The following is a 13,842-nucleotide window of genomic DNA, read 5'->3' on the forward strand; positions in this document are numbered from 1 at the left end:
GCCTGAACGACCGCGGTGGGTCGATTGGAGTCCCTCATTCCCGGCTCCAATCGCAAGTTGAACGAGTAAAAAACAGCGGCCCCCGAAGGGGCCGCGAAAGCTCGTCGAACTCAATGCACCAACTGCCGAGCCAGTGCCACCTCCACCGAGTCGCCATCCTGGTTCAGGACATCGAGCCCGGATTCAGGAACGTCGCCCGAGGTGGATTGCGACACCATGATCTTCCGGGCCATCAACCCCAGGCAGGTCATCTGCGAGGAGTTGGCGTAGCCGAGGTAGATCACGCGCACCGGCTGCTTCTGGCCGATGCGCCATGAGCGCCGGGCGGCCTGCTGCAACGAATACACGTTGTAGCCGGACTGGAGGAACACGATGGTCGGGAACTCCAGCAAGTCCAGGCCGGTTTTCACCAGCTCGGGATTGGTGATGAGCACGTCGATGCCACGGTCCAACTGCTCGGCGATCCAGTCCTCGCGGCGGGAGGCATCCACGCTCGCGCGCAGCACCGCCACCTTGAAGCCTTCCTGCTCCAGCAGCACCTTCAAACGCGACGTGGTGTCGCGGGTGCCGGTGTAGACCGAATAGACCAGGGTCTTGCGACCTTCTGCCTTCTCCTGCTTGCAGATCTCGATCAGCTCGCGTTCCTTGGGCATCACCTCCAGCCCGTTGAACTGAGCCGGAACGAACGCCAAGGTGTTGCGCGTGCGCGGATGCACCACCGTTTCCGACCGGAAGCAGCAGTCCGGCCAGGCCAGCAGCACGTTGAGGACTACACCGAGCAGCGTCGTGTCGCGCTTCGCCAGGGCCTGCTTCAGCTCCTGGGTCAGGCGACCCGCCAGATCGCGGTAGGCCGCGGCCTGCGCCGTGTCCATCGCGACTTCGCGGAACTCCTCGTCGTAGGGCGGCAGCACATTGCCGCCGATGTCCTTCAACTTGAGGAAGACCGTGAACGGCAGAACGCAACGCAGCACGCCCTTCGGACCGAAACCCGGCGCCTTGACCGTGCGCACCGATACCTTGGTGCCTTTGGCCGTCTTGTGCGCCGTGCCGGTGCTCTCGGAGTAGATGTCCTTCAAGACACCGTGATCGCGCATGAACGCCATCGCGGCCGAGGTCATGCTGCCGCTCTTCGTCGGCCGGTAGCCGTCTTCGATCATCCGCCCCGGCAGGGCGCGGAACAGCAGGTGGAACAGGTCGTCGCCGTAGCCGCCCATCAGTGTGCCGGTGAGCAGCAGCGTCTTGCGCGCCTTGGCCGCCAACACCCCCATGGCCTGGCCCTGGGCGGAGCCGCCGTTCTTGTACTCGTGCGCCTCGTCGGCGATGAGCAGGTCGAACGTACCTTGGGGAAGCTGCCTCTTGATGAACTCGGACGGCTGGTAGCCGCCCTCGCCGAAGCCGAACTCCATGTTGGCCATCGCGCGTTCCATCCGATGGGCTTGCCGGTCCGAGAAGACCAGCTCGCCGTTGCCATCCATCAGGTTGATGAACTCGTGGATGTTGTCCCCGAGCATCGACGCGAGGAAGGCGTCACCGAACTTCTGCATCAGCTTCTGCGCGGTGACTTCCCCGATGGTTGGAATACGCTTCAGTGCCTTGAGCACGCTCGAGGACTGGTCGCTGGCGGACAGGCCTCTGGGACGGATCAACGACCACAGCGGTGCGCGGCAGTGGCTGCATTTGCGGCGGGACTCTTCCGCTTCTAGATCGATGGTGTTGACAGGCTCGCCGTCCAGGTCGGTGATGACATGCCCGCAACCCGGGCAGGCCCCCACGTCGCCGTGAGGCGTGCGCCGCCGAACGAAGATAGGCTTCCAGTGGAACCCCATCCGCATCCGCACACGGCCCAGGACGAAGAACTCCTGGCCCTGGGCCGGCACGCCCAACTGCTCGCGCAGTTTCAGCAGCTTGACCAGCGTGTCCGGGCCATTGAGCACCCAGACCTTGGCGCCGGCCACCGTCTCCTGGATTTCGCGCCGCCACTTGTAGACCAGGTGGGGTGGCGAGAGCACCAGGGTGCGGCGGTAGCCTTCGGCGTTGAGCACGGCGGCGGTGGCAATACCCACCGTCGTCTTGCCGCAGCCCATCTCGCCATTGACGATCGCGGCGCGTTCGCCACGGTCGACCAACAGCTCGGTGACGGCGTGGACCACATCGGCTTGCGCCGGGAACAGCTTGCGCTTGAGCGCGGCGAGGATCAGTTGCCGATGCACCCGCACCTGGCCGGTGTAGACCGGAGGATTGGCGCGGTTGAGCGAGTCGAGAAGCTCGTCGCCGAACTCCGATACGAAGTCCTGCAGGCTGAGCGTGAGGGGTGAAGCGGCCGTTTCGAGCAGGTCGCCCTGCACAGCGGTTTCGGGAACGGTTTCGAGATCGAGGGACATGGTGATGCTCCAAGGCAATGGGGCATGCACCTCCCCCACGGGGCGGTGACATGCCCCTGGGTGGGAAGAAAGAAGCGGCAAAGAAACGTGTAGGTGCCGCTGGATGCGGATCAGTATTCGCTGGGCAACAGCAGTGTGGTGACGCTGCGATCCCATTCGGTGATGATCCAGAGCTTCAGGTCGCGCGTGACCTGGTAGGACGAGAACAGACGATCCTCGCCGGATTGCAGCGCGGCGTCGTTCTGCCGCCGATCGCTGTCGCTCAGGTCGCCCCAGTCGCCATGAAGATGGCGGCTCAGGTACGGCGTGGGGTTGAGCCGGCCCTGTCGGACCAGCTCGTCGACGCCGGCGGTCATGACCAACTGCCCGGGCGAAAAGCGTGCTTGTGACGCGAGGTTGAGGACTGCGAGTGCCATGGTGGTATCTCCTTCTGGAAGAAGGGGCCACGGCACCCCATCGGGGCAACGTGACCCCGGTGGGTGGATGAAAGCGACGGCGAACCGTCAGGGAACAGCGATCAGCGGATGGTCAGCACTTCGCCCCACGTGGGCGAGCCCAGCGTCAAATCCCATGCGCGAATGACCGGCACGAACTTGTCGGTGAGGATGCGCGTCTCGGCCACGGAGCCGTCGTCGCGCTCGGTGTACTCCGTCTGGAGGGTCTTCTCCTTGTGGGTATCACCTTTGACGACCAGCACGCGCCCGCTCTTGGACGTCACCACGCCGGAGATCGCGCCTGCGGCCAAGGCCAGGGCGAGATGCCAGTGCGACAAGGCCCGCGCGGGCGGACGCAGCGATTGCTGCGCGGCGCCCAGGTGCGTATCGAGCGCCGGCCAGAGTCCTTGTAGCCGGCCGACTTCATCGGCGAACTGCTCGGGCTCCATCGTCACGCGATAGAAGTGCTCCGGCTCGGCCGGGCTGGCAGGTAGGGTGTACGGCAGGAACGGCCATTCGAGCGGCAGCTCCTCGGCTTCGGCGTCGCCCTGTCCGATCTGCAGCAGCAGTCCACGCAGGGCCTTGGCCGACTCCGACGCCTGGTCGCGCTGGCGAACCCGGCGGCCGAAGATCACTACCTGCTTGAACTGCGTTTCCACCGCACGGTAGATGCGCAGGTCGGCGAAGTGGCGCGTCAGCCATCCGACCAGCTCGGCGTCGAGCACGTAGGACGGCACGATGAAGATCAGCACGCCACCGTACTGCAGCAGCGGCAGCGCGCGCTGATAGAACAGCTTTTCCAGCCGCGCACGGCCCTGGCCCTGATAGCCGATGTTGCCGTTCACGTCCTTGCTCAGATCGCCATACGGCGGGTTCAGCCACAGCAGCCCGAAGGACTGGCGCGAGATCAGCGTGTCCATCAGGTCACCGTGGATGCAGCGATCGACCAGTTGCCGTGCGTGGCGGGCACGCTCGGCGTCGTACTCGACGGCGAAGGCCTGGACCTGCTCGCGCCCGAGGGTGTGGGCCGCTTCGGCAATCGCCACGCCTTCGCCGGCGCAGGGATCGAGGATGGACATGGAGCCGGGAGACGGCGCCAGTGCGGACAAGGCCCGCTCCAGCGTCGGCTCGTCGGTGGGGAAGTAGCCGTTACGGATGAAATTGCGCGCCAGGCGCGGAAACATGAGAGCCATGGATTTCTCCTGGTGATGGATGAGGGAAGGCGGGCACGCGCGGCGCGCATGCCCGTGGGGATGGCTCACGCCACACGCCGAAGCGGTGCGTTCGCGGCCAGTTCGTACTGCGTGGCGCCGAGGGTGCCGTTGCGGATCAGCTCGCCCAGCGCCTTCGTCAGCGCCGGGACATCGAGGGCCAGCCGATGGCCTTCCAGCGGCCCGAGGGCCAAGGGAAGACCGGTCAGCATCCGTCGTGTCTGCAACAGCTCCAGCACGGTGTCGCGCCAGTGGTCGAGCAGTGGCAGCGGGCAGGTGTCCTGCACCAGCGTCCACAGCCGGTCGAGCCGGTGAGCGGAATCCCTGGGCAGAAGCGCCAGCGCGCTGGCGTTGGCCTTGTCTGGCTTCACGCAGCGACGATCGAACAGCCACACATTCGTCAGCGAACCGAACAGCGTTCGCCGATAGGCGCGGGTGATGCGCCTTTCCAGGTTCTCGACGTTGCCGATGAAGACCGGGATGGATGCGCCCTGCTCGGTGATGACATGGAACTGGTCCAGCCCCTGTTCATCCCGGCCGAGGGTCAGGCGGGCGAGGAACTCCTGAACGGCGGTGTCGCGCGCCCAGATCGAGAGAAAGACGAGATTGCCCTGCTCGTCACCGACGCAACCGTCGGCCATGAGGTCGGGGCATTCGTCGATGCGGTACAGCGGTTTCGCGGAAGAAGGTGCAGGCATGGTGATGTCCTCTTGGAAATGAAGGAGCAACCACAGCCCACGGGGCCGTGCTCGCCCCGGTTGGGTGAAGGAAGATGCGTGCCGCTAGACAGCGCGTCCCGCGTGGAAGCGGTGAACCCGCTCGCGCCACTCGGGGCTTTGCACCGGCGCCATGTCGAGATAGCGCAGCGGGCACGAGTAGTAGTACGGATGCACGGACTCATCGAGGGACTTGTAGCCCCAATCGCCGCCCGAGCTTTCCAGCAGATGGCAGCCGATGTAGCAGATGGACTCACCGGCCGCGAAGCCCATGACGCCCGCCTGCCTGGCGGTGACGCGAACCACGGTCCACAGAACGTCGCCGTCCAGCGTGTGGTCGATGACTTCGCAGCAAGCGCGTTCGGACGCCTGCGGAGCGAGCAGCTCGCGGATCATCTGACCGCGCGTCTGACGAACGAAGGTCCAGCCCATGAGGGTCTCCTTGAAGAAAAGGCCGGAGCCCTCCCCGTCGGGGGAGAACCCCGGCGGGTGGCGGTATGCCGCGCAAGGCGGCGGATGGATCAGGCAGCTTTGAGGTGCCAGTCCTGGGACAGCGGAGCGAACTCGTAGCCCAGCTTGTCGAGGCGGTCGCGCTGCTGACGCAGCACACGACGATCCACGGTCGCATCGAGCTTCACGGTCTCGCCCAGGGGCCACAAGGAAGCGAACAGCGCCGCGTCGTCTGCCTCGGCCGAGGCCGCAGCGGACACGGGAGCCGGTTCGCTGCCGAACGGCGTGGTATCGACCAGGGGATCGCGCGGACTGCGCGGCTTCGCCTTCGGCTTGGCCGGGGGCGATGCCTGCACGGGCGCCTGCGCCTCCTCGTCGATCGGATCGACTTCCTGCGGACTCAGCCGGCGGGCTTCGTCGCGGCTCAGGGCGTCGATGTTGGACAGCGTCATCCCGCCCAGATGGGCGCGGATCTCGATGACCAGGCGGCCGTTGGCGTTGTACGTGGAGGGGCGAATCTCGACGATGACGAAATCACCGTCGTACTTGCCCTCGCGATACTGATCGAGTTCGGCGTTCTTCACGACGAACTCGCCGATCGAGGTCGCCAGGCGGCCGACGTTGAAGTCGCCGTTCCTGCCGTGGATGGTCTTGATGGCCAACTGGCCGGGGATGGTGATCATGAAAGTCTCCTGCTGACGAAGAGCGGACAAGGCCCCGGGAATGCACCTTGCGGATCAGAACGACTCGGCAACAGCCCATGCAGGGACGTCGGCAGCGTCGACGTCGGCAGTTTCGGTGACGGGCTCGGATGACGCCGGCGCCGGACCTTGCTGCGCGGCGGGTACGTCGGATGCCAGAGTGACCTCCGGATCCCGGTCGTCGGTCTCGGTCGGCTTGGGTTCGGCCTTGTAGACGAGCCTGCCGTCGACCTTGATCCAACTGACGAACAGCAGGCGGGCCTTGAGGCTCACACCCTGCTCGCCGGCACGCTTGCCCTTGGAGTAGGTGAAGGTGTCGGTCCACAGGTCGCCCAGGCGGAAGCCGATCATCACCTTCTTCTCGGCGTCGACCGCCTGAATGCAGCGGCGCACCAGGTGCTGCGCTTCCGAACCCGATACGCGCGTGTCGAAGCGCACATACGAGACGTCATCGCTGAGACCGTTCAGGGCCGCGATGTCGCAGGCCAGGAACGCATCGCCTTTCTTGGGCTTCACTTCGCGGATGCGATTGAGATACCCGAGGCCGGTGATGTGCAGATCGAAGTAGGATTTTTCGGTGGAAGTGGTCATGGTGAATCTCCTGGGAACAAAGAGGCGGAGACACACCCGACCCAGGCGGGGAAGGTGTGGAACCCCCGCGTGGGTTGATGAAACAGCTTGGAGGCATCGCCATCGAGAACCGATGGCCGTTCGCGCATGGATGCCGGTGCGAACTGGGGTGATCAACGCGGTCGGAACCGCGTCGCAGCCTTGAAGATCGTGGCTGCCTGGGCATGTCGCTGACGGACGTCAGCGGAACATGGCCGGAAGCGTGGCGCCGGGACGGCGCGCAGGCGAGCGGCAATCGGCACTCGCGGCTGTCCGCATTGCCGGGAAGAAAGAGCCCCCGGAGCGGGGGCCAGGGATGGGCGGTCAGTTACCGCTGGGCGTGGGAGGAACCGCCTGCAGCGACAGGTGTGTCGCGGTGGCGGACACGTCCAGGTCGTCCTCGCTGCGCAGGATGCGCGCAAACACGCCCTCCTGCGGATCGAAGAACTCGCCGAAGTCGTCGCCACCGAACTCGGCACACGCCAGTTCCCACCAGTCGTCGAAGGCATCGACATCCGGGTTGCAACCGGCGGCATAGGCGATGGTCTTCTGGCGACCATCGGGTCGGCGCTCGCCGCACTCGGCCAGGAAGTACACGCCCTGATCCTTGACCAGGATGACGCGGCATTGATTCGCCACCGCTTCGGCGAGCACGGGCCGCAGCTCCGTGCCTTTGAATCGAACAGTCATGGGTGTGATCTCCAGGGGGTAGGAAGAGAGGCTTCCCGCCGCGAGGGCGGGAAGCTGCTGAGAGGTCAGTGCCGGACAGCCTTGCGACTCGACAGGCACTGCACGCGGATGCGCCTCCAGCTCCCGTCGTCGATCAGCCGTTCCAGCGTCTCGCCGAGGGTGTCGAAGAACACCTCATCGACCCGTTCAATCAGCTCGCCGTCGCGGCGCAGCTCCACCGCGTAGAGGTCGAGGCCACGCTCATACAGCACGGTGACGCAACCCTGGAACTTCATCGTGGCGACGGTGAAGCCGATGGCCGGCGGCGTGCGGATGATGTCGGCGGGCAGCGGATCGACCCAGGTGATGTCCCGCGCACCGGCATCCACCAGCATGTGGGTGATGCGCCGGAAGCCGTCGGGAGCGGGCAACTGCTCCAGTTGGTCGATCAGTTCCTGCAGCTCGGGGCAGCGCGGCTCGGGGATCGGCAGCTTCGCCGGTGCGGAACCGAGCACGAACCGCTTCACCGTGTAGGGCTGGCCGTCGGCGGTGAACTCGGTCTGCTCCTCGGGCGTGTCCGCCCGCTGACCGTCGAAGCGGCGTCTGACATAGGGTTCGACCTGCACCTTGGCGCCCTCGTCGGGCACTTCGGTCACGAGGGTGCGATCGAGCACCGCGAACTCGGCCCGTGCCGTCTTGACGACGATGGCCTCGTCGGTGGTGGCGATGACCTTGCCCTCGAAAGGCTTCGGGTCGATGTGAAAGCCCAGCGTCGAAACCTTGGGCTGGCCGTCGAAGATGTTGAACTTGAATGTGCGGATGTTGGAAGGCACGTGGCCGCGAACGAGCGTCGGCATCTGTGCGCGGATGGCTTGGGTATCCATGGATGGACTCCTTGTGGAAACCAAGGGACGTCCGCCCTGCAAGGGAGGAAATCCCTTGAGGGTTGAGGAAGTGACGCGCCGAGGCGTCGAGCAGGACAACGACCAGCGCGACGGATCGCGCCGCAGCCTTGAAGATCTTGGCTGCCTGGGGTGCTGCCGACGTCAGTCGGCGGGGCAAGGCGTCAGCCTGCCACGGACGTGGATCGGGATTTCCGACCAATCGGGATCGGTAGCCGTCTCATTCTTTGGGGGCGCGGCTACCGCACGCGGCATTACGAAATCCAGCAGCGCCTACCGATAGACGGGATGGCGACGACACAAGGCCACCACCTGCTCCCGAATCCTCCCTGCCACCTGCTCGCTGCTGCCGGCCTCCAACGCATCAAGCACGTCGCACAGCCAGCCGGCCAGGTCCTCGCATTCCGCCGCACCGAATCCGCGCGTGGTCACGGCGGGTGTACCGATGCGCAGCCCCGAGGTCACGAAGGGCGAGCGCGGGTCGTTGGGCACCGAGTTCTTGTTGGCGGTGATGTACGCGGCGCTGAGTGCGGCGTCCGCTTCCTTGCCGGTATAGGGTTTGTTTGAGAGGTCGATCAGCATCAGATGGTTGTCGGTACCGCCGGACACGATGCGGTAGCCGCGGCGCTGGAGTACGGCGGCCATGGCGCGGGCATTGACCACCACCTGCCGCTGGTAGGACTTGAACGCCGGAGACAGGGCTTCCTTGAAGGCCACCGCCTTGGCGGCGATCACGTGCATCAGCGGGCCGCCCTGGATGCCGGGGAACACAGCGGTGTCGAGCTTCCTGTAAAAACCATCATCCTGGCCTTTGGCCAGGATGATGCCGCCGCGCGGGCCGCGCAGCGTCTTGTGGGTCGTGCTGGTCACCACGTGGGCATGCGGCAGCGGATTCGGGTATTCGCTGGCGGCGACCAGGCCGGCCACGTGCGCCATGTCCACCCAGAAGATGGCGCCCGCCTTGTCGGCGATTGAGCGCATGCGCGCCCAGTCCTTGTAACGGGAGTAGGCGGAGAAGCCGCCGATGAGCATCCTGGGCCGGGTGTCCAGCGCAATGCGCTCCATCTCGTCGTAGTCGATCAGTCCCGTTTCCGGATCGAGGCCATAGGGCACGATCTTGTAGTGCCGGCCGGAGAAGTTGGACGGATTGCCGTGGGTCAGGTGGCCACCCTGGGCCAGGTTCATACCCATCACGGTGTCGCCGGGATGGGTCAGCGCCAGGAAGACCGCGGCATTGGCCTGCGCGCCGGCATGAGGCTGGACGTTGGCGTAGTCGCAGTCGAACAGCGCCTTGGCCCGCTCGATGGCCAGGCGCTCGGCCACATCCACGTACTCGCAACCGCTGTAGTAGCGCTTGCCCGGATAGCCCTCGGCATACTTGTTGGTGAAAACGGTGTTCTGGATGGCCATCACCAGCGGACTGGCGTAGTTCTCGGAGGCGATCAGCTCCGCGTGGTCTTCCTGCCGGCGTTCCTCGCGCAGCACGGCTGCGGCCAACTCGGGATCGAACGTGGCGAGTGTCAGGGATGGTTCATACATGGGTGGGTCGTCCTGTGGTCTGGAATGCTCAGGTTCGATACGGGTGGGGGCGTCGATGCCCAGCTTCATGCCGCTGCTTCCTGCGGCGTCGTTTCGGAGGGCGCTGCAGGGCCGTCCGATGCGGTCGGCGACAGCAGGTGGGCGAGGCGCGCCACGATGTCGTCGATCTGCGCTTCGTCGCAGACCAGCGGGGGCAGCAGCCGGATGGTGTTGTCGCGGGTCACCGTGATGAGCAAGTGCTGTTCGGCCAGGGCGCGCCCAACCAGCTCATTGCAGTTCCTGTTCAGTTCGATCCCCGCCATCAAGCCCTGGCCACGGATGGCGACCACATCGGGGTGGCTGCCCAGTGCCCGCTGCAGGCCGTCGAGCAGGCGCGTACCGAGCAGGGCGGCCCGCTCGGGCAGGTTCTCGCGGGCCATGATGTCGAGCACCGAGCACGCGACCCGGCAAGCGAGCGGGTTGCCGCCAAAGGTCGAGCCGTGCTGCCCGGGTGAGAACAGGTCGGTGGCTTGCCCCCGCGCCAGGCAGGCGCCGATTGGAAAACCGTTGCCCAGCGCCTTCGCCAGCGTGACGACATCGGGCGTGATGCCCGCATGCTGGTGGCCGAACCAGGCGCCGGTCCGGCCCATGCCGGCCTGGATTTCGTCGACCATCAGCAGCCAGTCGTGTTGGTCGCACAGGGCACGCAGTCCGCGCAGGTAATCGGCTGCGGCAACCCGGATTCCCCCTTCGCCCTGCACCGGCTCGACGAGCACCGCCACGATGTCGGGCCACCGCGCGGCAGCCTGGCGCACCGCGTCGAGATCGCTGTAGGGCACGCGCACGAAGCCCGGCATCAGCGGCTCGAAGCCGCGTTGTTTCGCGGGGTTGCCGGTTGCCGAGAGCGTTGCGAGGGTGCGACCGTGAAAGCCGTTCTCCATCACGAGGATCTGGGGCTGCGCCACCTGCTTGCGATGTCCATGCAGGCGCGCCAGCTTGAGCGCCGCTTCGTTGGCTTCTGCCCCCGAGTTGCAGAAGAAAGCCTTCTGCATGCCGGTCAATGCACACAGCCGCGCGCCCAGCCGCTCCTGCCAGTCGATGCGAAAGACGTTGGAGGTGTGCAGCAGCAGCCCGGCCTGCTCGCTGATGGCGGCGGCGATCTCGGGGTGGGCGTGGCCCAGGCTGGTGACCGCGATGCCGGCAATGGCATCCAGGTACTCGACGCCTTGTGCATCCCACAGGCGTGCGCCGGAGCCGCGGACGAAGGAAACGGGTTGACGGGCATAGGCCCGCATCAGGTGCGACGCGTGGTATTGCATGATTGCTGCCTCAGGTAGCTGTCTTGGGAAACGTGGGATGGGCTGGAGCAAGTCGAACCGAAGTGGCACGGAGAGTGTTTCGCCGTCATGGCTGGCTGCAGGGCGGTTCCGATTCGACGCCGTCGAGCCAGCGGGAGAACGCCGCCCGCGCGGCCTGCGGTAGCCGTGTGTGCAGGGCGCATGCCTGGGTGCGCAGTGCACGCGGGTCGATTCCCGCCTGGGCCAGTTCGCAGGCATGTCCGACCAGCCAGCGTTCGATCTGGCGCGGGTCTGCCTCCAGGTGGCATTGCAGCCCGAGCACATGGCGCCCGACCGAAAAGGCCTGGTTGGGGCACACATCCGTCCCTGCCAGCCGCAGCGCGCCGGGTGGAATGTCGAACTGATCGCCATGCCAGTGCAGGACCGGCACGTTGCCCAGCGCCACCAGCGGCGAGGCTTGACCTTCCTGTGTCAGCGTCAGTGGCGCAAAGCCGATTTCCTTGACACCCATGGGGGCCACGCTGGCGCCGAGCGCGCGCGCGATGAGTTGCGCGCCCAGGCAGATCCCCAGCAGCGGGCGATGGCCGTCCAGCCGCCGACGCACCAAGGCCAACTCATCCACGATGAATGGATAGGCCTCGTCGTCAAAGGCGCCGATGGGGCCACCGAGCACCACCAGCAGGTCAGCAGTATCGACAGCGCGGGTGTTCAACGCATCTCGAGTCGCATCGACATACTCGATCGTGTAGCCGCGTGCTTGCAGCAGGGGTTCCAGCGTTCCCAGGTCTTCGAAATCCAGGTGGCGAATGGCGATGGCGGTCTTCACGATCGGGGCTCCTCTGTTTCGGGGTTTGCTGGCCAATAGTGGCTGTCGGGCAAGGGGCGGGCGCCGAAGAGGGCCTGGCCGACACGCACCACGGTGGCACCTTCCTCGATGGCGATCTCGAAGTCGTCGGACATGCCCATGGACAGTTCGTCCAGACCAATTCCTGTGGGTGCGCTCTGGCGCAGTCGGTCCCGCAGCGTGCGAAGCAGGATGAAGCACTGCCGTACCCGTTCGGCCTCACTGGAGAACAGCGCGAGCGTCATCAGGCCGCGCACGCGAAGGGCAGAGAAGGCCGGCAGGGCGCGCACGAAGCCTGGGACATCCTCGGGTGCCAGGCCATACTTGCTGGCCTCGCCCGAGGTGTTGACCTGCACGAACACGTCCAGTGAGCGTCCCTCGACCTGCAGGCGGCGTTCCAGTGCCTCGGCCACGCGCAGGCTGTCCAGCGCCTGGAACTCATCGGCGAAGCGCGCCACCATCCGCGCCTTGTTGGTCTGCAGGTGGCCGATGATCGACCAGCGCAGCCCGCCGAGATCCTGCGTGGCTTCCCATTTGCGATGGGCCTCCTGCACCTTGTTTTCGCCCAGCATCCGGCAACCGGCCGCGTAGGCCATGCGAACACTGGCCTCGGGCTTGGTCTTGCTCACCGGGAGCAGACGCACGTCCGCCGGATCGCGACCCGCGCGACGGCAGGCGGCGTCGATGCGTGCCCGCACGGCAGCCAGCTTGTTCCGGAAGTCCTCGACGGTGAGGGCCTCGGGATAGCGTCCATGCGGGTCGTGGTGAAGCACGGCACCGACAGAGGGGCGCATCAGCTCACCCCCTTGTTCGCGGGGGCGGGCGCCATCACCTGCCTTGGCGCTCGTTGGGGCAGGCGGCCGTTGAGCACCGCATGCGCCAGCAGCCCGATCACCAGGCCCCAGAACGCACCGCCGATGCCCACCAAGCTGATGTTGGCGGCTGCGGCCAGAAAGGTGATCAGCGAGGCCTCGCGCGCCTGTGCGTCGGCCATGGCGCCGGCCAGGCTGCCGCCGATGGCGCCCAGTAGCGCGAGGCCGGCCAGTGTGGTGATGAAGGTCGCCGGAAAGGCCATGAAGAGGGCGGCCAAGGTCACGCCGAACACCCCTACGAGGATGTAGAAGACCCCCGCCGCGATGCCGGCGATCCAGCGCCTGGACGGGTCTTCGTGCGCTTCCCGGCCGGTGCAGATCGCGGCCGTGATGGCGGCGATGTTGAACGCATGGGAGCCGAACGGTGCCATGAGCAGCGAACCGAGCCCGGTGACGGTCACGATGGGGTTCGCACTGGTCTTGAAGCCGTCGTTGCGCAGCACCAGCATGCCCGGCATGTACTGGCCGGTCAGCGTGATCAGGAACAGCGGCAGTGCCACGCTCAAGGTGGCGTTGAGCGAGAACGCCGGCATGGTGAAAACCGGCGCGGCGAGTTGCAATGCCAGCCCGGACAGATCGACGCGATCCTCGATGAGCAGGAAGGCCAGCCCCAGCACCAGGATGCCCACCACGGCATAGCGTGGGGTGAGGCGCTTGAGCACCAGATACGCCATGATCAACAAGCCCGCCAGAACGGGGTCGATGCTCATGCCACCGAAGGCACCGATGCCGAACTGCAGCAGGATGCCGGCCAGCAATCCGGCGGCAATGCCCGGTGGGATCAGCCGGATGGCTTTCTCGAAGTACCCGGACAACCCCAATGCCACGAAGGCCGCCGCCGAGAGCAGGTAGGCACCGATCGCCTCGGCATAGGGCGTGGTCGCAAGTGCGGTGATGAGGAACGCGGCGGCCGGCGTGGACCACGCGGTAATGATCGGCTCGCGTGCCGTCCAGCTCAGGACTATCCCGGTGACGCCCACGCCGATCGAGATCGACCACACCCAGGAGGCTGTCAGCCCCGGGCTGAGGCCGGCCACTTTCGCGGCCTGGAAGACGAGGATGAAGGTGCCTCCGTAGTTGACGATGACCGAGACCAGCCCGGCCACCAGGGGATGGGCGAGATCGCTCGGACAGATGGGTGAAGGCGAGGTGGATGACGACATGGCGGGCTTGGGGCTCCAGGAGAGTGGGGGATCGATCTGCTCCGAAAGCAGCTTTTTAAGCCTAAAATGGCCCG

At 66.0% G+C, this 13,842-nt stretch carries 14 protein-coding genes; all 14 read right to left on the bottom strand.

The window, feature by feature from the left end; all coding sequences use genetic code 11:
* Positions 1-110: 110 nt before the first annotated feature.
* The 14 genes from TMZ1T_RS04760 to TMZ1T_RS04825 all read right to left on the bottom strand — a co-directional run bounded on the left by TMZ1T_RS04760 (position 111) and on the right by TMZ1T_RS04825 (position 13,768).
* Complete coding sequence (locus tag TMZ1T_RS04760) at positions 111-2,381, bottom strand: helicase-related protein (RefSeq protein WP_012584756.1); 2,271 nt, start codon at positions 2,379-2,381, stop codon at positions 111-113.
* Between the two features lie 110 nt (positions 2,382-2,491).
* Positions 2,492-2,797: a hypothetical protein gene (locus TMZ1T_RS04765; RefSeq protein WP_012584757.1), complete on the bottom strand. Its 306-nt coding sequence runs from the start codon at positions 2,795-2,797 to the stop codon at positions 2,492-2,494.
* Positions 2,798-2,898: 101 nt separating this feature from the next.
* Positions 2,899-4,008 carry a DUF6094 domain-containing protein gene (locus TMZ1T_RS04770; protein WP_012584758.1) on the bottom strand — a complete coding sequence of 370 codons (1,110 nt, stop codon included), beginning with the start codon at positions 4,006-4,008 and terminating at the stop codon, positions 2,899-2,901.
* Between the two features lie 65 nt (positions 4,009-4,073).
* Positions 4,074-4,724: a hypothetical protein gene (locus TMZ1T_RS04775; RefSeq protein WP_012584759.1), complete on the bottom strand. Its 651-nt coding sequence runs from the start codon at positions 4,722-4,724 to the stop codon at positions 4,074-4,076.
* Positions 4,725-4,808: 84 nt separating this feature from the next.
* Positions 4,809-5,174, bottom strand: a complete 366-nt coding sequence (locus tag TMZ1T_RS04780) for a hypothetical protein (RefSeq protein ID WP_012584760.1) — start codon at positions 5,172-5,174, stop codon at positions 4,809-4,811.
* Positions 5,175-5,263: 89 nt separating this feature from the next.
* A complete protein-coding gene (locus TMZ1T_RS04785; protein ID WP_012584761.1) occupies positions 5,264-5,875 on the bottom strand; it encodes a DUF3275 family protein in 612 nt (203 codons plus the stop codon).
* A gap of 54 nt (positions 5,876-5,929) precedes the next feature.
* A complete protein-coding gene (locus tag TMZ1T_RS04790; RefSeq protein WP_012584762.1) occupies positions 5,930-6,484 on the bottom strand; it encodes an STY4534 family ICE replication protein in 555 nt (184 codons plus the stop codon).
* A 342-nt stretch (positions 6,485-6,826) separates the two neighbouring features.
* Positions 6,827-7,192: a DUF3085 domain-containing protein gene (locus tag TMZ1T_RS04795; RefSeq protein ID WP_012584763.1), complete on the bottom strand. Its 366-nt coding sequence runs from the start codon at positions 7,190-7,192 to the stop codon at positions 6,827-6,829.
* Positions 7,193-7,257: 65 nt separating this feature from the next.
* Positions 7,258-8,055 carry a hypothetical protein gene (locus TMZ1T_RS04800; RefSeq protein ID WP_012584764.1) on the bottom strand — a complete coding sequence of 266 codons (798 nt, stop codon included), beginning with the start codon at positions 8,053-8,055 and terminating at the stop codon, positions 7,258-7,260.
* 291 nt (positions 8,056-8,346) lie between these two features.
* Positions 8,347-9,612 (bottom strand): serine hydroxymethyltransferase, encoded by a 1,266-nt coding sequence (glyA, locus tag TMZ1T_RS04805; protein WP_012584765.1) that lies wholly within the window; start codon positions 9,610-9,612, stop codon positions 8,347-8,349.
* 65 nt (positions 9,613-9,677) lie between these two features.
* Entirely contained in the window at positions 9,678-10,910 is a 1,233-nt protein-coding gene (locus TMZ1T_RS04810; RefSeq protein WP_012584766.1) for an aspartate aminotransferase family protein, read from the bottom strand.
* Positions 10,911-10,995: 85 nt separating this feature from the next.
* The gene (locus tag TMZ1T_RS04815; RefSeq protein WP_012584767.1) at positions 10,996-11,715 is read right to left on the bottom strand and encodes a glutamine amidotransferase; all 720 of its coding nucleotides are present in this window, start codon (positions 11,713-11,715) and stop codon (positions 10,996-10,998) included.
* A complete protein-coding gene (locus TMZ1T_RS04820) occupies positions 11,712-12,527 on the bottom strand; it encodes a YggS family pyridoxal phosphate-dependent enzyme (RefSeq protein WP_012584768.1) in 816 nt (271 codons plus the stop codon). The genes TMZ1T_RS04815 and TMZ1T_RS04820 overlap by 4 nt, the downstream gene beginning before the upstream one ends.
* Entirely contained in the window at positions 12,527-13,768 is a 1,242-nt protein-coding gene (locus TMZ1T_RS04825; protein WP_012584769.1) for a benzoate/H(+) symporter BenE family transporter, read from the bottom strand. The genes TMZ1T_RS04820 and TMZ1T_RS04825 overlap by 1 nt, the downstream gene beginning before the upstream one ends.
* Positions 13,769-13,842: the final 74 nt, after the last annotated feature.

The organism is Thauera aminoaromatica (assembly GCF_000021765.1).
In the GTDB taxonomy this organism is placed as follows: domain Bacteria; phylum Pseudomonadota; class Gammaproteobacteria; order Burkholderiales; family Rhodocyclaceae; genus Thauera; species Thauera aminoaromatica.